We start from the raw sequence: 19,625 nt of genomic DNA on the forward strand, positions 1-19,625 counted from the left end.
CTGAACACGCCCGAGCCGAGCGCCGCGCCCGCCCCGACCAGGACGCCGCCCACCGCCTGGGCCGGACCGAACGTCCCCGTGCCGACGAGAGGGGCGGTGAGCGCGGCGGCCACGGGGATGAGGCCGGTGAAGAGCGTGGCGCGCTCGGTGCCGATCCGCTGCACGCCCATGTACCAGGTGACGAAGCCGACGACGGTGACGACGGCCGCCTGCCACAACAGGGCGAGCGTCTCCGCCTGGCTGGGCGTGCGCACAAAGCCGGTGCCGTCGAGGACCAGGCCGAGGAGCGTGGACTCGACGGCCGCGACGCCACAGACGGTGGCGGTGAGCAGTCTGGGGCCGAGCGGGCGCAGCACCGGCGTGGCAAGCACGGCGAAGCCGACCTCGCCGGCCAGCGCGCCGACCGACCAGGCGATGCCCACCGCGTCGGTACGCCCCCACCCCTGAACGGTGAAGGCCCCGGCCGCCACGAGCAGCGCTCCGTACAGCACGAGCCGAGCGGGCCGGCGAGCGTCCAGAAGCGGTACGAGCACGGCGACGATGACGGGTGCGCAGCCCACGAACACGCCTGGAACGGCAGGCTCCGAGGTGCGTTCCGCGGCCAGGATCGCCAGATTGAAGCCGACCATGCCGACCGCGGCGAGCAGGGCGAGCCGTCCCCACTGCCGGCCGCGAAGGGTGCGCAGTCGGGTCAGTACGGCCGCCCGTCCGCCGAGCAGCGGCAGCAGGAGCAGACCGGCGAGGGCGTAGCGCAGGGCCTGGCCGCCCGCGTAGGGATAGTCGCCCAGGACGCTGTTGGCAGTGAAGGAGGCGCCGACGAGGGAGTAGGCGAAAGACACGAGGACGACCCCGCGCAGTGCGCCCGCGTTCACATGGTTCATGCAGCCGACGCTAGGCAGCGGAGCGGTCCCCTTTAAGGTCCACTTTCATGACGTCATCGGGGACCAATCCGACGGCCGGCGAGCCGTCCTGGAACGCGGCCTGGGAACTGCTGCTGCCCGCGGCGGCCGCACCCGCCCGGCAGCGCGGCCGAGCGCTCCAGTCCGCCCTGCGCGACGCGGTGCGAACGGGACGGCTGGCCGCGGGCACCCGGCTGCCGTCCAGCCGTGAACTCGCCGCCGATCTGGGCGTCTCCCGCGGCCTGGTCACCGAGGCGTACGAGCAGCTGACGGCCGAGGGATATCTGCGCAGCGACCGCGGCGCGGGCACCTGGGTCGGGGACGCGGCGCGCGCCGCTGTGCGCGGGGCGCGGGACCTGGCGCCCCGCACCCCCGGGGCGGTGGTGGACTTCCGCCCCGGGACGCCCGATCTCTCGCTCTTCCCCCGCGCCGCGTGGGCCGCCGCGCACAAGTCCGTGCTCACGCGGCTGCCGCACCACGCGCTCGGCTATCCCGATCCGCGCGGACTACCCCAACTGCGCACCATGCTCGCCGCGTTGCTCACCAGGCGACGCGGAGTCGTCGCCGATCCCGAACATCTGGTGGTGTGTTCGGGCGTCGCCCAGGCAATGACGCTGCTCGGTTTCGTACTGCACGGACACGGCCTGCGGACGGTGGGCACGGAGGACCCGGGAAGCCCCGAGCACGCACCGCTGTTCGCGGCGGCCGGGCTGACCATGACGGAACTGCCGCTCGACGACGAAGGACTGGCGACCGGGCCGCTGGCGGCGTCGGGCGTACGTGCGGTGGTGACCACTCCGGCCCACCAGTTCCCCACCGGAATCGCCTACTCCGCGCAGCGTCGAGCCGAACTCCTCGGCTGGGCCAGGGCCGTGGACGGGCTGATCGTCGAGGACGACTACGACGGGGACTTCCGCTACGACAGGGCACCGGTCGGCGCCCTCCAGGGCCTCGACCCGGAGCGTGTCGCGTACACGGGATCGGTCAGCAAGTCACTCGCTCCGGGGCTGCGGCTCGGCTGGCTGGTCGTGCCGTCACGACTCGTCGAGGAGGTCGTGGAGCGCAAGCGCACCATGGACCTCGGCAATCCCGCCCTCGACCAGGCGCTGCTCGCCGACTTCATCGACCGCGGCGGTTACGACCGGCAGTTGCGCCGCTGCCAACGCGCCTACCGGGAGCGCCGGGACACACTTGTCGGCGCCCTTGCGGAGCACTTCCCCGGGGCCGAGGTCAGCGGCATCGCGGCCGGTCTGCACATCATTGCGCGACTGCCCGAGCGGTACGGACCCGAGCGGCGCTTCCTGGAGCGTGCCGCGGGGGCCGGCGTGGCGGTACGCCCGCTGGCCGACTACCGGGTGGCGCACTCCGAGGACTACGGCGTACGGCTGGTCCTCGGGTATGCCCATCTGGCGCCGTCCGACATCACGCGCGGAGTGCGGCTGATGGCCGGGGCAGCAGTGAACTGACTGAGTCCTCGAAGTCGTCGGACCAGCCACGCACGCACCGGACCAGCCGCCGTTGATCCTGCGTCGCAAGGGCAACGGACCAGTTGTTCACGTGAGGTTCGCGCACCGGCCGCGGCGGGGCGTTAGGCATGGCTCGGCACACCCGCCCGACCTGCCCCTGGAGGCGCAGCGATGTCGCAGAGCCCGCGGATATCGTCCCCCGACCGCCGTTCCGTACTGCGTGGCACAGTCGCCGCCTCGGCGGCGCTGGCCCTTCCCACCCTGGCGACGGCGCCCGCCCTGGCGCTGTCCGGCCGCCCGGGCGCCGCCTGGGGTGTGCAGACCGGCGATGTCACCGCCTCGTCCGGCCTGGTGTGGGTGCGCTCCGACCGGCCGGCGCGGATGATCGTGGAGACCTCCGCAACCGATTCCTTCCGCCGCGCGCACCGCTGGCACGGCCCGCTGCTCGGATCCGGCACGGACTTCACCGGTACGACGTCGCTGCGCGGGCTGCCCGCCGGCGAGCAGGTGCACTACCGGGTCACGCTGGCCGACCCCGACGACCCGCGGCGCACCGGAGAGCCGGTGTACGGGACGTTCCGTACGGCTCCTTCGAAGCGCCGCGAGGGCGTGCGCTTTCTCTGGTCGGGCGATATCGCGGGCCAGGGGTGGGGCATCAACCCGGACATCGGCGGCTACCGCGCGTACGAGGAAATGCGGCGTCTCGACCCGGACTTCTTCCTGTGCAGCGGCGACACGGTCTACGCGGACGGCGTGATCCAGCCCAGCGTGACCCTGCCGGACGGCCGGATCTGGCGGAACATCACCACGGAGGAGAAGTCCCACGTCGCCCAGACACTGGCCGACTTCCGCGGCAACTTCCGCTACAACCTGCTCGACGAGAACGTCCGGCGATTCAACGCACAGGTGCCGACGGTGGTGCAGTGGGACGACCACGAGGTGCGCAACAACTGGTACCCGGGACAGATCCTCGACGACGCTCGCTACACAGAGAAGAACGTGGATGTGCTCGCGGAGCGCTCGGTGCGCGCCTTCGGCGAGTACTTCCCGATCTCGACCCTCCACGCGCCCGGGCGCGAGGGCCGCGTCCACCGCGTGGTGCGCTACGGGCCGCTGCTCGACGTGTTCGTACTCGACATGCGTTCCTACCGGAACGCCAACTCCCCCGGCCGCCAGGCCGACGACACACAGGGCATCCTCGGCGCCGAGCAGCTCGCCTGGCTGAAGCGGGAGCTGTCCCGGTCGCGCGCAGTGTGGAAGGTGATCGCCTCCGACATGCCGCTGGGGCTGGTCGTCCCGGACGGCGCGGCGAACTTCGAGGCGGTGGCACAGGGCGATCCCGGCGCTCCGCTCGGACGCGAGCTGCAGATCGCCGAACTGCTGCGGTACATCAAGCACAGCCGGATCACGGGCACGCTCTGGCTCACGGCTGACGTGCACTACACCTCGGCACAGCACTACGCCCCGGAGCGGGCGGCGTTCAAGGACTTCGCACCGTTCTGGGAGTTCGTCTCGGGCCCGCTGGCCGCCGGCGGCTTCCCGGCCAACGCGCTCGACTCGACCTTCGGCCCCGAACGCGTCTTCGTCCGCGCACCGGAGCGTGCCAATGTGTCGCCGATGGAGTCCCCGCAGTACTTCGGCGAGGTCGACATCGACGGCGGCAGCGGCGAGTTGACGGTGCGGCTGCGGGCCGAGGGCGGAACGGTCCTGTTCAGCAAGGTGCTCCAGCCGGGCCGCGTCGGCCAGTGACCTCGTCCCCTCGCCGCACGCGCCGCGCGCCGGGGGCCTGAACTCTCCTAGCCTCCGGGGCGATTGTCAGTGCTGGGCTCTAGCGTCGTTTCCATGACGCGATCAGTGCAGGCACTGGCCTACGCCCGACCGTCCGCCCTCGCATCCGCCGAAGGCGGACGGCTCCTCGGTCTGGAGACCTCCGGCGGGCGGACACCGACGGGCGCCCAGGCGCATCCCCACTTCTTCTCCGGCTTCCTGACGTCGCCGCAGACAGCGGCGCGGGGGCTGCTGGCTGTCGCGGATGTCGCGGCCGCCCGGTACATCGACCGGACTCGGCGGCCACTGCTCGACCCGGTGGTGACGGGGAACGGCGACCGGCTGCGGTTCGAGTCGTTCTCCGGCTGCTGCGGGGTGTATGCCCGCCTCGATGTGCTGCGCGAAGGGCTGGACGGCGCGGAGACCGGGCACGGCACGACCAATGTGGATGTCAACAACCCGCTGCGCGAGGCTCTTTCGCGGATGACCGGCGACGAGCCGCTCCATCTGCGGGTCGGTCCGCAGGAGCTGGCGGTGACCACACTGGACGGCGCCGTGGTGGAGAAGAAGGTTCCGCTGCCGGACCGCTGGCTGCGAGGGTTCGCCGAGGCTCAGGTGGCGAGCGTCGCCTTCGATCTGCGGGCCGAGCTGCCCGCCGCCGAGGCGGTGCGGTTTCTGCGGTCGTTGCCCCGTGGGTCCGGCGGCGCGTCCCGCGGTGCGATGTGGGTGGTGCCGGCCGGGAAGACACTGCGGCCGACCACCCGGCCGGTAGCAGGGGCAGTGTGCCTGCCGGGGCCGGAGCGGCTGGCCGCGCTGCAGCGGGTGCTGCGGCAGGCGACGGCGCTTCGGGTGTACGGGCCCCCGGCCGACGGAGCGGCGACCGCGAGCGCCTGGGAGGTGGTGCTGCCGGGGATGCGGCTCACGCTCACCCTCTCGCCCGAGGCGTCGCGCGGATTCTCCGGCGAGGGCGGGGTACTGGAGGCGCTGGCCACCGAAGAGGCCGCCCAGGACGCGGAGTTGATCTCCGTACTGCTGGCGTGGGAGCCGCGGATCGACCCGGCCGAGCTGGCCGCGCAGTCCGGCCTGACGGTCGAGCGGGTACGGGCGGCGCTGACCCGGCTCGGCACGGCGGGCCGGGTGGGCTACGACATCGCGGACGCGGCGTACTTCCACCGGGAGCTGCCGTACGACGCGGACCGTGCCGAGCGGCACAATCCGCGGCTCGTCGCCGCCCGCGCACTGGTTGCGGCCGGGTCGGTGGAGCTCGCCGGGGACCTGGCGTCCGTCTTCTCCGGTGAGCGCAGATACCAGGTGCGGGAGACGGGCGGTGTGCTCAGCTGCACCTGCCAGTGGTGGTCGGACTACCAAGGTCGGCGTGGCCCCTGCAAACACGCGCTGGCGGTCCGCATGGCGCGGCGCGGGGCTGTGGCGACCGGCGCGAGAGTGGCGGTGGCCGCGACCGGAACGACCGGGACGAGTGCCCTCACCGCCGGAGGTACGCGATGAAGGAGTTGCTCGCCGCCGTCCGGGAAGGGCGTGCCGGCGATGTCCCGGGGCTGTTGAAGCCACTGACACCGGCCGAACGCAAGGCGTGCCTCGTCGAGTTGAAGGCACTGCGGGCCGAGCTGCGCGGCTGGGACTGGGACCGCTGGCAGGAGCGTTTCAAGGTCAGCAGGGCGCTGCTGCCCGCGGGCGCCGGCTGCCACACGGGCGCCGCGGCGACGGCCGCCTGGATCGGCGCCCGGGATCTGCGCGACGGGGACCGGCCACTGCACGGAATGCTGATCGACCTGCTCTCGGACCGCGACCCCGAGTGGCTCGGCGATCTCGCCCACCGGCTGGCCGGGCGCTCCTCGACCGCTGAGGAGGACTACCCGCTGATCGATGAGCTGGTGCGGCTCGCGAAGTGCGGGATTCCCACCACCGACGGCGTGGTGTACGGCTGGGCCGAGGCGGTCACCTCGGCCCGGGGCAGGGGACTCGGCAGGCTGGGCGAGGACCCTCATGTACGGACCCTGGTACCGCGGCTGTTCGAGACACCTCAACTGGCCCGCCCGCTCGCCTGGTACAACGACCCCGAAGCGCCCAACCACTGGCCGACGGCGCTCACCGCGCTGGCCACGGAGGGGGTGCTCGACCGGACGGTGCTGGTGGACGCCTGCGTCGCCCGGCTGCTGCGCGGCGGACGGCCCGGTGAGATGCGGTTCTTCCTCGTCCTGCTGCGCCGGCTCGAGCTGACCCCGGCGGAGGAGGGCGCCAGGGTCGCCGACTGGACCGGCATGGCGGCCGACGGAATGTCCACGGTCGCCGCGCACGCCCAGGATGTGCTGGCCCGGCTCGCCGAGAGCGGCGAGCTCTCTGCCTCCACCCTGGCCGAAGTGTCGGGGGCCGTTCTCTTCCGTACCGAGAAAAAGCTGGTGCGGGCCCAACTGGTGCTGCTGGGCAAGGTGTTGCGACGGGACGCGGGCGCCGCCGACGAGCTGCTGCCGATGCTCGCGGATGCCTTCGGTCACCAGGACGTAGGCGTTCAGGAACGGGCGCTGAAGCTGGTGGGCCGGCATCTGCCCGCCGCCGACGACAGCCTGCGCAAGGAACTGGCCGCGGCCGCGACCCTGTTGAGCCCGGCGCACCGGAAGGCGGCCGTGGAGATCTTCGGCGCCCTGCCGGACGACGGGGTGCCGGGTGAATACATGGAGATCCTGCCGCCCGCCGCGGAACCCCGGAGGCTCGCACCCGCCGCGGACTCGGTGGCCGAGCTCGTCGAGGAGGTGGTGGTCCAGCTGCGGTCCGACGACGATGTGAGTGAGTTCGAGCGGACCCTGGACGGGCTCGTCCGCCTCGTCCACCGCGAGCCTGCGGCGCTGGCCGATGCGCTGCGCGCCGCGCTGGCCGATCGCTGGTGGCTCGACGACAGCTACCGCTGGGACCGGGACCAGCGCTTCTCCGGCCATCCGTTCGGCTTGGAGGTGGTGACCGCCGCCCTGCTGGAGCGGGTGTCCGTCAAGACTGTGCACAACGCTCGCGTGCGCGGGACCCCATCGGACAGCTGCGCCCACACGGGTCTCGACGGCATCTTCAACGCACGGATGTGGGAGGCCGCCTTCCGTGTGCGCACCCGACCGCTGCCGTTCCTGCTCGCGACCCCCACCTGGCACACCGGCGCACTGGACGCCGACGAACTGGTCGACCGGCTACGGGAGTACCGGCGGCTCGACGTGGCTCCTGGACCGGTGGACTTCGCCCAGGCGCTGTTGCGCGTGCCGCGGGACGCCGGCGGCAGCGCAGCCCGGGCCGCCGCGCAACTGGGCACCACGGAGGGCGACCGGCTCGCGGCGTGGCTGACCGGGGAAGGGCCGGTCGTCCCCGCGCTCCAGAGCGCGGACGAGGCCGACGTCCCGGCGCCGGCCACGCCCGGGCGTTGGCAGCCCGGCAGATACACGCGGCGCAGGCTCGACGAGACCAAGGGACGGCTCGCGATCCAGCGGGAGTTCCCCCGCTCGTTCCACTGGCTGGGCCGCACGCAGAGCAACTCCTACCGCAGCTGCTACCACTGGGCGGCCGGGCGCACGCACTGGGTCGCCGCGCTGCCGCACGAACGGGAGGCGCACGCCGCCTGGATGCTGCCGGGGCTGACTGCGTGCGCGCTGGAGGATCTGCCGGGTGCGACCTGGGGTCTGCCGCCGCTGGCCGAGGCGGACAGTCCCGCCGGTGCCGGCGACCCCGGGCAACCGGCGGAGCCCGCGGGGCCCGCGCTGCATCGGGCCCTCGCCACCGGTCTCGGTGCTCGTAGCCACGAGGACCGCCTTGCGGCGGTGGACGCCCTGCTGGTGCTGGCCGCGCGGGGCCGGCTGGACGGCCCACGCCTCGGCCGTGATCTGGCCGAGCTGGTCGGGCAGGGCACGGTGAAGCCCAACCGGCTGGCCGCGTCGGCCCGCACGGCCGCCGCGACCGGTGCGTACGCCACGACCTGGTCCGTACTCGCCGGGGCGCTGCCCGGTCTGCTGGCCGCGGACCAACCTCCGCGCGGGCTCGGGGAGATACTTGCCGTGGCGGCCGAATGCGTCGAGCACTGCGGGTCGGCGGCGGTTTCGGGCAGCCCGGGTGGGATACCCGGTCTTGTCGACCTCGCCGGACGACGGGGATCTTCCCAGCTCATCGCGCAGGCGTCCCGGCTGCTGACCGCGTTGGACCACTGAGCCGAACACTCCACGCCAGAAACGGCGAAAAATAGACGATAGCGGTCCAGAACCACGCTTTACCCATCAGTCACAAAGCGTTCGTGATCACGCAACACCGTTCGGCCACAGTGAGGGCATGACAGATGTGACTTCTGCGAAGAGTGCCCGCCGTCCACACTACTGGCGGCGGGATCTGGTCGAGCTGGCGGCCTTGTTCACCGCTGTGGCGGTCGCCGACGCTGTCGCGAACATGATCGGGCACGCGCCGGACGGCCCGTTCCTGCTCGTCGTCTCGGCCGTGGCCCTCGTCGCCACGGCCACCTTCCACACATGGTGGGCACGACGCCACAGTCATGCCCCTCCGAAGCACGCCACGGATACCGTCGGGGCCGCGGCTCAGGGCGCTGCCGCGACCGAACCCGAGGAGGACCTGTACGAGACCGTGCTGTGGCGGATGCGTACGACCGTACGGGACAGGCCCGGCAGCCTGGCCGCACTGTGCACCGCACTCGCCCGGCACCGGGTCGACATCCTCACCCTCCAGACGCACCCGCTCGCCGAGGGCACGGTGGACGAGTTCCTGCTGCGCGCCCCCGCGACGCTGCAGGCCCATGAGCTCACCCGGGAGGTCTCGTCAGCGGGCGGCAGCAACACCTGGATCGAGCGCGCCGACACCCACGATCTCGTCGACACCCCGACCCGGGTGCTCGGCCTCGCCACCCGCACCGCGCTCGACGCGGCCGAACTTCCCCTCGCGCTGCGCCAGTTGCTCGGCCGCTGCACGATCCACTCGGTGCCCGCCGTCACCCTCAGCGGCCGGCCCTCGGGCGAGACCCCGCCCGTGGAGGGCGTGCTCGAGGACACCGTGATGCGGTTGCGCGACCCGAACGGCGGTGCCATCACCGTCGAGCGGCCCTATCTCCCGTTCACGCCCACGGAGTTCGCCCGGGCCCGCGCCCTGGTCGAGCTGGATGCCCGGCTCGGCCCCCGCATCCCGCGCAGCCAGGACGTCCTCACCCTCCCCGAGGGCAACGAGATCACCGTGCGCCGTGTCGACCAGGGTGACCTCGAGGCGGCCAAGGCGATGCACGAGCGCTGCTCGGACCGCACCCTGAGCATGCGCTACCACGGCCCGGTCGGTGACGCCGGCCGTTACCTCAACCACCTGCTCAGCCCGCGCTACGGCCGCACTCTCGCCGTGCAGACGACCTCCGGCCGGCTCGTCGCCCTCGGCCATCTTCTGTGGGACGGCGACGAGACCGAGGTCGCGCTGCTCGTCGAGGACGACTGGCAGCGCCGCGGCATCGGCGCGGAACTGCTCGGCCGGCTGGTCGCCCTCGCCGTCGAGGCCGGCTGCGAGAGCGTGTACGCCGTCACCCAGTCCTCGAACACCGCCATGGTCGCGGCCATGCGCGGCCTCGGCCTGCCGCTCGACTACCAGATCGAGGAGGGCACGCTGGTGGTCACAGCCCGACTGGGCGCGACCGCCGCACGTCCCCGCTCCCGCTTCGAACAGGCTGAGCGCTGAGGGCCTCGGTCAGATCGCGCCACAGATCCTCGACGTCCTCAAGACCGACCGACAGCCTCAGCAGCCGGTCGCTGACGCCCGCCGAGCGCCGGTCTCCCTCAGCCACAATGCGGTGGCTGATGGAGGCGGGGTGCTGGATCAGCGTATCGACGCTGCCGAGGCTGACCGCGGGAGTGATCAGCCGTACGCCCGCGATCACCCGGCGCGCGTCGCCAAACACCTCGAAGGACACCATCGCGCCGCCCACCTGCGGATAGTGGACGCGAGCGACACGCGGATCGGCGGCCAGCCGACAGGCCAGATCGGCGGCGGTGGTGGACGCGGCCCTTATCCGCACCGGCAGCGTGGACAGTCCGCGAAGCAGCAGATATCCGGCCATGGGGTGCAAAATTCCGCCGGTGGCGAAGCGGACCTGCCGCAGCAGGCGGGCGAACTCCTCGTCGCAGGCCACCACGCCGCCCATGACATCGCCGTGCCCGCCCAGATACTTCGTGGCGCTGTGCAGCACGATCCGGGCGCCGTGCTCCACCGGCCGCTGGAGCACCGGTGTGGCGAAGGTGTTGTCGACGAGCAGCGGGACGGAGCCGCACGCGTGCCGCAGCGCCCGTAGATCAACCTCCGCCAGGGTCGGATTGGCCGGCGTCTCCACCATCACCAGACCAGTGTCGGGCCGAATCGCCTCCGCGATGCCCGCCGGGTCCGTCCAGGTCACCTCGTTCCCCAGCAGCCCCGCGGTGAGCAGATGATCACTGCATCCGTACAGCGGCCGCACGGCCACGACATGCCGCAGCCCCATGCTCGCCCGTACCAGCAGTACGGCGGTGAGCGCCGCCATCCCGCTGGCGAAGGCCACCGCGCTCTCCGTGCCTTCGAGCCGGGCGAGCGCCGTCTCGAAGCGCGCCGTGGTCGGGTTGTCCAGCCGGGCGTAGACGGGCGGCCCCTCCAGGCGGGCGCCGGTGGCCGCGAACTCGTCGATCCGCTCCGCCTCGCCTGCGGCGTCGTACGACGGGTAGGTCGTGGAAAGGTCCAGCGGCGGGGCGTGCAGACCGAGCTGCGCGAGGTCCTCGCGTCCGGCGTGGACTGCTTCGGTGGCCAGCGCCCGGGGGGTGTGGGCGGTGAAGGCGGTGTTTTCCATGGCGGCACTGTGAACACTGACCGGATGGTTTTGGCCTGAGCCCGTGCTACGTTCGGCAAATGGCTGAAACTGTCGCTCTCGACCCGGTGGATCTCCAGATACTCCGCCTGCTGCAGAACGACGCCCGGACCACCTATCGCGATCTTGCGGCGGAAGTCGGAGTGGCTCCTTCCACCTGTCTGGACCGGGTGGCGAGGCTGCGCCGCTCCGGTGTGATCCTCGGGCACCGGCTGGCACTGGACCCGGCCCGGCTCGGGCGCGGCCTGCAGGCGCTGCTCTCGGTCCAGGTGCGTCCGCACCGGCGCGAACTGATCGGCCCGTTCGTGGAACGCATCCGCGCACTGCCCGAGTCGCGGGCGCTGTTCCATCTCACGGGGCCGGACGACTACTTGGTGCATGTGGCCGTGGCGGACACGGCGGATCTGCAGCGCCTGGTCGTGGACGAGTTCACCTCACGGCCCGAAGTCGCCCGTGTAGAGACCCGGTTGATCTTCCAGCAGTGGGACTGTGGCCCGCTGCTTCCGCCCGCCACGCAGGGGTGACTGACAGGCCGCTGAGATCCGATGATGGTGACGCGGGGGCCCCACTCGTATGAGGATGTGCGCATGCCAGTCACCCTCAGCAGCGCGCTGCCGCGCCAGGTCGCCGACGCGTACGTCGACGCACTCATCGAACTCGATCCGACCATTGGCACGTTTCTCGGGATCAAGGAGAGCTCGGGCCTCCTTCCCGACTACTCCCCCGCAGGTCAGGAGCGATTCGCCGAACTCGCCCGGGAGACGCTCGCCCGGCTCGACGACGCCGAGAAGCTGCCGGGCGCGAAGAGCGATGCGGAGCGGCGCTGCGGCCGGTTGCTACGGGAGCGTCTGACGGCCGAACTCGCTGTTCACGAGGCGGATGAAGGGCTGCGCACGGTGAGCAATCTGCGCTCGCCCGTACATACGGTGCGCGAGGTGTTCACCGTGACGCCGGCGGAGACCGAGGAGGACTGGACGGCCATCGCGCAGCGGCTCCGTGCGGTGCCGCATGCGCTTGAGGGTTACCGGGCCTCACTGGCACTGGGACTTGAGCGCAAGTTGTTCGGCGGCCCACGTGCCACACAGACGAATATCAGCCAAATGACGGACTGGCTCGGTACCGGCCGCAGCTGGTTCGAGGATTTCGTCGCGGACGGCCCCCTCACGCTCCGCGCCGAACTCGACGAAGCGGCCCGCGCGGCCACCGATGCCCTGGCTGACCTGCGCGACTGGATGCGCGATGTCTACGCGCCGGCGGTCGCGGACGCGCCCGACACCGTCGGCCGCGAGCGTTACGCCCGCTGGTCGCGCTTCTTCAACGGAACCGACCTCGATCTCGACGAGGCGTATGCGTACGGCTGGTCCGAATACCACCGGCTGCTGGCCGAGATGAAGACCGAGGCGGACAAGATCCTTCCCGGCGCGGAGCCCTGGGAGGCACTTGCGCATCTCGATGTGCACGGCGAGCACATCGAGGGCGTCGAGGAGGTGCGGGTCTGGCTGCAGAAGCTGATGGACGAGGCCATCGAGGCGCTGGACGGCACGCACTTCGAACTCGCCGAGCGGGTACGGAAGGTGGAGTCCCGGATCGCTCCGCCCGGCGGTGCCGCGGCCCCGTACTACACCGGCCCCTCGGAGGACTTCACCAGGCCGGGCCGGACCTGGCTGCCGACGATGGGCGCGACCCGCTTCCCGGTGTACGACCTGGTGTCGACCTGGTACCACGAGGGTGTGCCCGGCCACCATCTGCAGATCGCGCAGTGGGCGCATGTCGCCGATCAGCTCTCCCGCTACCAGGCGACGGTCGGCGGCGTCAGCGCCAACGCCGAGGGCTGGGCACTGTATGCGGAGCGGCTGATGGACGAGCTGGGCTTTCTGCCCGACCCGGAGCGCAGGCTCGGTTATCTCGACGCGCAGATGATGCGGGCGTGTCGGGTGATCGTCGACATCGGCATGCATCTGGAGCTGGAGATTCCGGCGGACTCGCCGTTCCATCCGGGCGAGCGCTGGACTCCGGAGCTGGCGCAGGAGTTCTTCGGCAGGCACAGCGGGCGGCCGGCGGAGTTCGTGGAGAGCGAGCTGACGCGGTATCTGTCGATGCCGGCCCAGGCGATCGGCTACAAGCTGGGTGAACGGGCCTGGCTGCTGGGCCGCGAGAACGCTCGCCGGGCGCACGGCGACGCGTTCGACGCGAAGGCGTGGCACATGGCCGCGCTCTCGCAGGGTTCGATGGGGCTGGACGATCTGGTCGACGAGCTCTCCAAGCTCTGACGTTCGGGTGGTGGCCGGGCTCGCCCGCATGGCATGAGCCCGGCCGCCGTTGTCGCCGTCGACCCCAACGGCTCGCGGATCAGCAGCCGCAGTCGCCCGCGGCGAGCGGCGCGGTCAGCGGGTCGGCCGCCGGCTTCTGTATGCCCTCCCAGGTCTCGAACTCGAAGCCCTCACGCGCCCAGTACTCGAACCCGCCGAGCATCTCCTTGACCTGGTAGCCGAGTTCGGCGAGGGCCAGCGCGGCGCGGGTCGCACCGTTGCAGCCCGGGCCCCAGCAGTACGTGACGACCGGCACCGACCTGTCCAGCAGCTGCTCGGCCTGCTCGGGGATCAGCGCGGTCGGCAGGTGGATCGCACCGGGAACGTGCCCCTGGTCCCAGGACTCGGTGGACCGGGAGTCGAGGACGACGAATCCGGGGTCGCCGCCGGACGCCAGCACCGAGGCGACGTCGGAGACATCGGCGTGAAAGGCCAGGTCGGCGCGGAAGTAGGCGGCCGCGGCGGCGGGCCGGGCCGGCGGAACGCGAAGGACAGGGTTGGTAGTGAGCTGCGTTGTCGTCATGACGGAAAATCTACGGTCGGTGATGGTGCGGCTGAAGTGAGATTCCCCGGCACTTGTCTTGATCGGCCGGGGATTGCGCTGCTATCTCTCTCACATGACCGGATATTCACCGGACGCCACGGACTGGCGCATCCTTCATGCCCTCCAGCACCAGGGCCGGGCCACCTTCGCCGAGCTGGCGAGGGCCGTCTCCATGTCCGCGAGCGCGGTCACGGAGCGGGTGCGGCGACTGGAGGAGGCGGGCGTCATATCGGGGTACACCGCGGTGGTCGACCAGGAGCGGCTGGGCCTGCCGGTCCTCGCGTTCGTACGGCTGCGCTATCCCCACGGCAACTACAAGCCGTTCCACGATCTGCTGGACACGACGCCCGAGATTCTTGAGGCACACCATGTGACCGGCGACGACTGCTTCGTACTGAAGGTCGCCACCCGGTCCATGCGCCATCTCGAAGAGGTCGCGGGCAGGATCGGCGCGCTCGGCTCGGTGACGACGAGCGTCGTCTACTCCTCGCCACTGCCGCGCCGGCCGCTCAGCCGCTGAGCAGTGCCGGTCAGCCGCTGAGCGGGGCCGAGCGCAGCCGCACCACCGAACCGTGCCGCTCCTTGACGACCTCCAGCTGTGCCGGGATACGGCGGCGCAGATCGGCGACATGGCTGACGATGCCGACGCTGCGGTCCCGTTCACGCAGTGAGTCGAGTACGTCGAGCACCTCGTCCAGGGTCTGGTCGTCCAGGCTGCCGAAGCCCTCGTCGATGAAGAGGGTGTCCAGCCGTACGCCCCCGGCCTCGTCGGTGACAACGTCGGCGAGGCCGAGCGCGAGGGCGAGCGAGGCGAAGAAGGTCTCGCCACCGGAGAGCGTCGAGGTGTCGCGCTCGCTGCCGGTCCAGGCGTCCACTACATGCAGCCCGAGCCCGGAGCGCTTGCCGCCGGCCCGGGCGTCGGAGTGCACGAGGGTGTAGCGGCCGGAGGACATGCGCTGCAGCCGTGCGGTGGCGGCGGCCGCGACCTGTTCGAGGCGGGCCGCGAGAACGTACGACTCGAGCCGCATCTTGCGTTCGTTGTCCGCGGAGGTGCCGGCCGTAAGCCCGGCCAGCCGGGCGACCCGGTCGTACTCCTCGCGCAGCGGGCCCAGTCCGCGCACTTCCGCGACGGCCTGGCGGGACAGCCGGGCCAGTTCCGCGCACCGGTCGCGGGCGGTGGCGAGCACGGACGCGGCGTCGCGCAGGACTCGCTCGGCCGCGTCGTGAGCCGCCCCGGCCGCCTCGGGGTCGGCGGGCGGATGCTCGGCGGCACTGCGGGTCTCCGCCTCGGCGAGCCGGTCGGCAACGGCGGCGGCCTCGGTCTGCCAGGCGTCGATACGATGCTGCAGGTCGCGCTGCCCCGCATCGCCGACCAGCGCGGCGGCCGCGGCACGCGGAGTGTCGAACCCGGCCCGGAACGCCGCGTCGGCCAGCCGGTCGTCGGCCTCCTTCAGCCGCTGCGCGGTGACGTCGAAGGCCCGCACGGCATCGACGGCCTCGCCGAGCAGCCGCACCCGGCGCTCCAACAGCGCGGCATGCTCGGCAACACTGCCCGCGCCGCCCCTGGCCAGGGCCAACTCACCTTCGAGCGCGGCCTGTTCCCGCTCGAGTGCCTCCCGCTGCGAAGTACGGGCGGCAACCCGCCGCTCGGCCTGCTGCTGCGCGGCAAGCCGTTCCTGGTGCTCGCGCTCGGCCTGATCGAGGGCTTCGCGGGCGGCGTGCATTCCGGAGGCGATGCGGTGGTCTTGCGAGTGCTCGAGCTCCAACTGCTGGACGAGGGTGGCCAGTTCGCGCACAGCGGGATCGCGGGACTCAGCTGCCGCGAAGCCGTCTCCGGCGGGCCTGCCCGCCGCCTCATCGGCCTCACGGCCGGCCCCGGGCGCCGAGCCCTCCGCAGGCCTGGCCGCCGTGACCGAGCCCCCCGACGCCGCATCGCCTTCCGGCGCGCCGAGCTCAGCGCCCCGCCCGGCCCGCGCCTCGTTTCTCGCGGTTGCGAACGCCTCCCGCACCACCGCCAGTTCGCGCTCCGCCGCCCCTCTCTTCGCGTCCGCGCGCGTGTAGTCCGCGTACGCCGCTTCCTCCGCCGCGCGGTCCACATGACGGGCACCGGCGCGGGCCGGGGCGGGATGGTCCGGCGAGCCGCAGACCGCGCACGGATCGCCCGGCACCAGGCCGGTCGCCAACTCCGCCGCGATGCCCCGCAGTCGGCGTTCCTTGAGGTCGAGCCAGCTTTCGCGGGTCGCGTTGGCCTGCTCATGGGCCGAGCGCACCAGTTCCTCGGCCTGCTCGGTGCGGGCCGCCAGCTCGTCCCGTTCGCGGGCCGAGCGCAGTCTGCGGCGGGCGGGGTCGAGCCGGCCCGCGAGGTGTTCAGCGCGGGTGGCGGCATCCTGCGCCGCCGCGATCCGGTCCTGGTGGGTGCGGCGTACGGTTGCCCAGTTCGCCAGCCAGCCCGCCGCGTCCTGGAGGATGTCGTCGTCCGCCCGCGCCTGGCGTTCGAGGTCCGCGCGTTCGCGGGTGATCTCAGCGCTGCGTCGCTCCGCACGCCGCGCGGCGTCGAGGCCGCCCAGGTCCTGGCGAAGACCCCGCTCCAGGGCAGCCAGTTGCTCCGCCCCGGCCTCGGCGAACTCCGGCGGCAGCCCGGCCCGGGTCCGCTCACGGTCCGCGCTCGCGACCCGGTGGTCCCGCTGGGCGTCGTCCCGCAGCCGCAGCGCGGGTTCGACGAGCTCCGCCTTGCGGGCCCGTTGCAAGGTGGCCTGCAACTGCTCCCGCTCGGGACGCCGCGCCTCCAGCGCGGCTTGCCGTCGCCGGGCGTCCTCGTAGCGCTCCTGGAGCCCGGCGAGTTCCCGTTCGGCTTCCAGCGCATGGCGGGCTGCGGCCTGCCGGCTCTCCGCCGCGGCCAGCGCGCACCCGGCGATGTCCAGCCGCTCTCGCGCGCCCGCGCGGGCGACGGCCGCCCATTCCAGGACGGCCGCGGCGAGACCGGGATCGCCCGGCTGCCGGCGCGGCGGCGGCCAGTCGCCCGCCGACGCGCCCGCGGCCTGCTCCATCCGGTGGGCGATCGCGAGCAGCCGCTCGTCACCGGCCCGCACCTGCTGCTCGGCCCCGCGCCGCTGCTCGGCAAGGCGCTCCTCGACCGCGGCGAACCGCCGGGTGTCGAAGAGCCGCCCGAGCAGCTTGCCCCGCGCCTCCGCATCCGCGCGCAGAAAGCGCGCGAAGTCGCCCTGCGGCAACAGCACCACCTGGCAGAACTGGTCCCGGCTCATCCCGACGAGCTGGGTGATCTCGTCGCCGATCTCCTGGTGGGAACGGCTGAGCGCCTTCCACTCCCCCGCCTCAAAGTCGTACTCCCGCAGCCAGCTCTGGGCCTTCTCGGTGGTGAAGCCGGCGCCCTTCTTCTTGGGGCGCGGTTGCGCGGGCCGCCGGGTGATCTCCAACCGCCGTCCGCCCACGGTCAGTTCGAGGCACACCTCGGTGTATGTCCCGGCTGCGGCATGGTCGCTGCGCAGCGATGCCCCGGGGCTCTGCCGCGCGCCCGGCACCGCTGCGTACAGCGCGAAGCAGACGGCGTCGAGGACAGACGTCTTGCCGGCGCCCGTCGGCCCATGGAGGAGAAAGATGCCGGCGGCGGAGAGCGCGTCGAAGTCGACCTCCTGGCCGGAGCCGAACGGGCCGAAGGCGGTGACGCTCAGCCTGTGCAGTCTCATCCGGCCACCTCGCGCACGCCCATCTCGACCCGTACGGAGTCGAACGCGCCGCGCAGCACCGTGCGCTCGCGGTCGTCGGGCCCGCTGCCGCCGCGCACATGGGCCACGAAGTCCTCCGCGATCTGCTGGTCGTCACGCCCCTTCAGCCGCTGCGCGTACGAGGCGTCCGCGTCGTCGTCGGAGCGCTCGGGCTCGAAGACGAGGCTCAGCGCGTACGGAAAGCGCTCGGCCAGCCGCGCCATCGGCTCGGCCGGGCGCACCGGGTCGGTGAGGGTCGCCTCGACGAACGACTGCTCGTGCGCCTCCAGCGCCGGGTCCTCCAGCAGCTCCTCCAGCGTTCCGCGCAGCCGGGCGAGGGACCGCGGCACGGGACAGTCGATGCGCTCCGCGCCGATCTCGCCCTGCGCGCCGAGCTCGATGAGCCACATCGTCTTGCGGTGCTGCGACTCCGAGAAGGAGTACGCGAGGGGCGAGCCCGAGTAACGCACGCGCTCGGTGATGGTCTGGCAGCCGTGCAGATGGCCGAGGGCGACATAGTCGACGCCGTGGAAGACCCCCGCGGGCACCGCGGACACGCCGCCGACGGTGATGTCCCGCTCGCTGTCGCTCTCCTGGCCGCCCGCAACGAAGGCATGGGCGAGGACGACGGACCGGGTGCCCGGCTCGCGCTTCGCGAGGTCGTCCCGTACCCGCTCCATCGCCGCTCCGATGACGGCTTCGTGGTGCGCCTTCTCCGTCTTGAACTCGTCCTTGACCAGGGCGGGTTCGAGATAGGGCAGCCCATAGCAGGCGACCGGGCCGTGCGCGTCGCCGAGCAGCACGGGGGTGGCGCATCCGGCCGGGTCGGTGCGCAGGTGTATTCCGGCGCGCTCGATCAGCCCGGCGCCCACGCCGAGCCGCCGCGCCGAGTCATGGTTCCCGGAGATCATCACGGTCGGCACGCCCGCTCCGGCGAGCCGGTGCAGCGCCTCGTCGAACAGCTCCACGGCCGTGAGCGGAGGCACCGCCCGGTCGTACACATCTCCTGCGACCAGCACCGCGTCCACGTCGCGCTCGCGCACCGTCGCCACCAGGTGGTCGAGGAACGCGGACTGGGCGTCGAGCATGCTCACCCGGTGGAGCGACCGCCCCAGATGCCAGTCCGACGTATGCAGGAATCTCATGATCCCCGAGAGTATCGGTGGGGTCGGACATCACGGGCGGCTTCAGGCGTCCCCACACCTTCAGGCGTCTCCATATGCTTCACCGCCCAGCTCCAGCCCCGCCGTGCCCGCCGTGGCGTCGGCCAACCAGCCGCGGAAGGCGTCCACATCGGCGTCGGGCAGACCGATCTCGATGGTCACGGCCTCCCCGTACCGCACCTCGCGCACATCGCGTCCGGTCGCCCGCAGATCGTTCTCCAGCTTGCCCGCCCGCTGGTGGTCGACGGTGACGGTGGCGAGCCGGAAGCGCTGTCTGGTGAGGGTGCCGAGCGCGTCCAGGGCTTCGCCGACCGCTCCGCCGTAGGCCCTGATCAGCCCACCCGCGCCGAGTTTCACACCGCCGTAGTAGCGAGTGACCACAGCTACGACATAACGGACCTCACGCCGCATCAGCATCTGCAGCATGGGTACACCGGCCGTGCCGCCCGGTTCGCCGTCGTCGCTCGCCTTCTGCACGGCAGCGTCGGCGCCGATGACGTATGCGAAGCAGTTGTGCGTGGCGGTCGGGTGCTCCTTGCGGATGCGTGCGACGAAGGCCTGCGCCTCGTCCTCCGTCGCGGCGGGCGCCAGCGCGCAGATGAAGCGCGATCTGTTGATCTCGGTCTCGTGCACACCCTCGCGGGCGACCGTCCGGTACTGCTCCTGCATCCGGCCACCCTATGCGCCGCACGGAGCGGCAGGCGCGGAGGGGATGCGAGGCGTACATCGCATACGTACCGACCACTGAGCATGAAGCGCCGAGTCTGGCTGACCGTGGGCGCCGTCGTGCTCGGCGGGGCGGGGTGGTCACCCTAGCCACGGCCAACCCGGCCGACCCGCCGAACAAGCAGCACCAGGAGGAGCGGGCGGCGATGCTCCGCACGCTCCAGACGCGC

Annotated in this window: 13 protein-coding genes and 1 pseudogene; 8 read left to right on the forward strand and 6 right to left on the reverse strand. The window is 72.1% G+C overall.

The annotated features are described in order from the left end of the window. Nucleotides 1-29: 29 nt before the first annotated feature. Nucleotides 30-881: pseudogene (locus ACI2LP_RS26255) on the reverse strand (DMT family transporter); the annotation flags it as partial. Nucleotides 882-928: 47 nt separating this feature from the next. Between ACI2LP_RS26255 and ACI2LP_RS26260 the strand changes: the two are divergent. The 5 genes from ACI2LP_RS26260 (at nt 929) to ACI2LP_RS26280 (ending at nt 9,838) form a co-directional block, all read left to right on the forward strand. Further along, entirely contained in the window at nt 929-2,365 is a 1,437-nt protein-coding gene (locus tag ACI2LP_RS26260; protein ID WP_404726963.1) for a PLP-dependent aminotransferase family protein, read from the forward strand. Nucleotides 2,366-2,536: 171 nt separating this feature from the next. Further along, complete coding sequence (locus tag ACI2LP_RS26265) at nt 2,537-4,114, forward strand: alkaline phosphatase D family protein (RefSeq protein WP_404726964.1); 1,578 nt, start codon at nt 2,537-2,539, stop codon at nt 4,112-4,114. A 93-nt stretch (nt 4,115-4,207) separates the two neighbouring features. Beyond that, nucleotides 4,208-5,638, forward strand: coding sequence for an SWIM zinc finger family protein (locus tag ACI2LP_RS26270; protein WP_404726965.1), 1,431 nt, complete (start codon nt 4,208-4,210; stop codon nt 5,636-5,638). After that, on the forward strand, nt 5,635-8,328 hold the full coding sequence (locus ACI2LP_RS26275; protein WP_404726966.1) for a DUF6493 family protein: 2,694 nt from the start codon (nt 5,635-5,637) through the stop codon (nt 8,326-8,328). Before ACI2LP_RS26270 ends, ACI2LP_RS26275 begins: the two co-directional genes overlap by 4 nt. A 118-nt stretch (nt 8,329-8,446) precedes the next feature. Next, complete coding sequence (locus ACI2LP_RS26280) at nt 8,447-9,838, forward strand: GNAT family N-acetyltransferase (RefSeq protein ID WP_404726967.1); 1,392 nt, start codon at nt 8,447-8,449, stop codon at nt 9,836-9,838. Here ACI2LP_RS26280 and ACI2LP_RS26285 read toward each other — a convergent pair. Then, entirely contained in the window at nt 9,774-10,973 is a 1,200-nt protein-coding gene (locus ACI2LP_RS26285) for a trans-sulfuration enzyme family protein (protein WP_404726968.1), read from the reverse strand. The two genes, ACI2LP_RS26280 and ACI2LP_RS26285, sit on opposite strands and share 65 nt — an antisense overlap. 59 nt (nt 10,974-11,032) lie before the next feature. Between ACI2LP_RS26285 and ACI2LP_RS26290 the strand changes: the two genes are divergently transcribed. Together ACI2LP_RS26290 and ACI2LP_RS26295 are read left to right on the forward strand one after the other, a co-directional pair. Then, nucleotides 11,033-11,515: an Lrp/AsnC family transcriptional regulator gene (locus tag ACI2LP_RS26290; protein ID WP_360870632.1), complete on the forward strand. Its 483-nt coding sequence runs from the start codon at nt 11,033-11,035 to the stop codon at nt 11,513-11,515. A 63-nt stretch (nt 11,516-11,578) separates the two neighbouring features. Continuing rightward, nucleotides 11,579-13,261: a DUF885 domain-containing protein gene (locus ACI2LP_RS26295; protein WP_404726969.1), complete on the forward strand. Its 1,683-nt coding sequence runs from the start codon at nt 11,579-11,581 to the stop codon at nt 13,259-13,261. A gap of 79 nt (nt 13,262-13,340) precedes the next feature. Here the strand turns inward: ACI2LP_RS26295 and ACI2LP_RS26300 are convergent, their stop codons facing one another. Further along, nucleotides 13,341-13,823 (reverse strand): rhodanese-like domain-containing protein, encoded by a 483-nt coding sequence (locus ACI2LP_RS26300; protein WP_404726970.1) that lies wholly within the window; start codon nt 13,821-13,823, stop codon nt 13,341-13,343. 94 nt (nt 13,824-13,917) lie between these two features. Here ACI2LP_RS26300 and ACI2LP_RS26305 point away from each other — a divergent pair, with 94 nt between their 5' ends. Beyond that, a complete protein-coding gene (locus tag ACI2LP_RS26305; protein WP_404726971.1) occupies nt 13,918-14,364 on the forward strand; it encodes an Lrp/AsnC family transcriptional regulator in 447 nt (148 codons plus the stop codon). A gap of 10 nt (nt 14,365-14,374) precedes the next feature. Here the strand turns inward: ACI2LP_RS26305 and ACI2LP_RS26310 are convergent, their stop codons facing one another. The 3 genes from ACI2LP_RS26310 to ACI2LP_RS26320 are packed head-to-tail and all read right to left on the reverse strand — an operon-like array spanning nt 14,375 to nt 19,398. Next, a complete protein-coding gene (locus ACI2LP_RS26310) occupies nt 14,375-17,548 on the reverse strand; it encodes an AAA family ATPase (RefSeq protein ID WP_404726972.1) in 3,174 nt (1,057 codons plus the stop codon). Further along, complete coding sequence (locus ACI2LP_RS26315; RefSeq protein ID WP_404726973.1) at nt 17,545-18,711, reverse strand: exonuclease SbcCD subunit D; 1,167 nt, start codon at nt 18,709-18,711, stop codon at nt 17,545-17,547. Before ACI2LP_RS26315 ends, ACI2LP_RS26310 begins: the two co-directional genes overlap by 4 nt. Nucleotides 18,712-18,771: 60 nt before the next feature. Next, nucleotides 18,772-19,398 carry a YigZ family protein gene (locus ACI2LP_RS26320; protein WP_404726974.1) on the reverse strand — a complete coding sequence of 209 codons (627 nt, stop codon included), beginning with the start codon at nt 19,396-19,398 and terminating at the stop codon, nt 18,772-18,774. Between the last annotated feature and the right edge of the window lie 227 nt (nt 19,399-19,625).

This window comes from Streptomyces sp. NPDC019890 (genome assembly GCF_044903445.1).
Lineage (GTDB): Bacteria > Actinomycetota > Actinomycetes > Streptomycetales > Streptomycetaceae > Streptomyces.

What these genes read in the sequence shown, in the direction of transcription:
- ACI2LP_RS26260 (WP_404726963.1), top strand. Translation starts at nt 929, where the DNA reads ATGACGTCATCGGGGACCAATCCGACGGCCGGCGAGCCGTCCTGGAAC.
- ACI2LP_RS26265 (WP_404726964.1), top strand. Translation starts at nt 2,537, where the DNA reads ATGTCGCAGAGCCCGCGGATATCGTCCCCCGACCGCCGTTCCGTACTG.
- ACI2LP_RS26270 (WP_404726965.1), top strand. Translation starts at nt 4,208, where the DNA reads ATGACGCGATCAGTGCAGGCACTGGCCTACGCCCGACCGTCCGCCCTC.
- ACI2LP_RS26275 (WP_404726966.1), top strand. Translation starts at nt 5,635, where the DNA reads ATGAAGGAGTTGCTCGCCGCCGTCCGGGAAGGGCGTGCCGGCGATGTC.
- ACI2LP_RS26280 (WP_404726967.1), top strand. Translation starts at nt 8,447, where the DNA reads ATGACAGATGTGACTTCTGCGAAGAGTGCCCGCCGTCCACACTACTGG.
- ACI2LP_RS26285 (WP_404726968.1), bottom strand. Translation starts at nt 10,973, where the DNA reads ATGGAAAACACCGCCTTCACCGCCCACACCCCCCGGGCGCTGGCCACC.
- ACI2LP_RS26290 (WP_360870632.1), top strand. Translation starts at nt 11,033, where the DNA reads ATGGCTGAAACTGTCGCTCTCGACCCGGTGGATCTCCAGATACTCCGC.
- ACI2LP_RS26295 (WP_404726969.1), top strand. Translation starts at nt 11,579, where the DNA reads ATGCCAGTCACCCTCAGCAGCGCGCTGCCGCGCCAGGTCGCCGACGCG.
- ACI2LP_RS26300 (WP_404726970.1), bottom strand. Translation starts at nt 13,823, where the DNA reads ATGACGACAACGCAGCTCACTACCAACCCTGTCCTTCGCGTTCCGCCG.
- ACI2LP_RS26305 (WP_404726971.1), top strand. Translation starts at nt 13,918, where the DNA reads ATGACCGGATATTCACCGGACGCCACGGACTGGCGCATCCTTCATGCC.
- ACI2LP_RS26310 (WP_404726972.1), bottom strand. Translation starts at nt 17,548, where the DNA reads ATGAGACTGCACAGGCTGAGCGTCACCGCCTTCGGCCCGTTCGGCTCC.
- ACI2LP_RS26315 (WP_404726973.1), bottom strand. Translation starts at nt 18,711, where the DNA reads ATGAGATTCCTGCATACGTCGGACTGGCATCTGGGGCGGTCGCTCCAC.
- ACI2LP_RS26320 (WP_404726974.1), bottom strand. Translation starts at nt 19,398, where the DNA reads ATGCAGGAGCAGTACCGGACGGTCGCCCGCGAGGGTGTGCACGAGACC.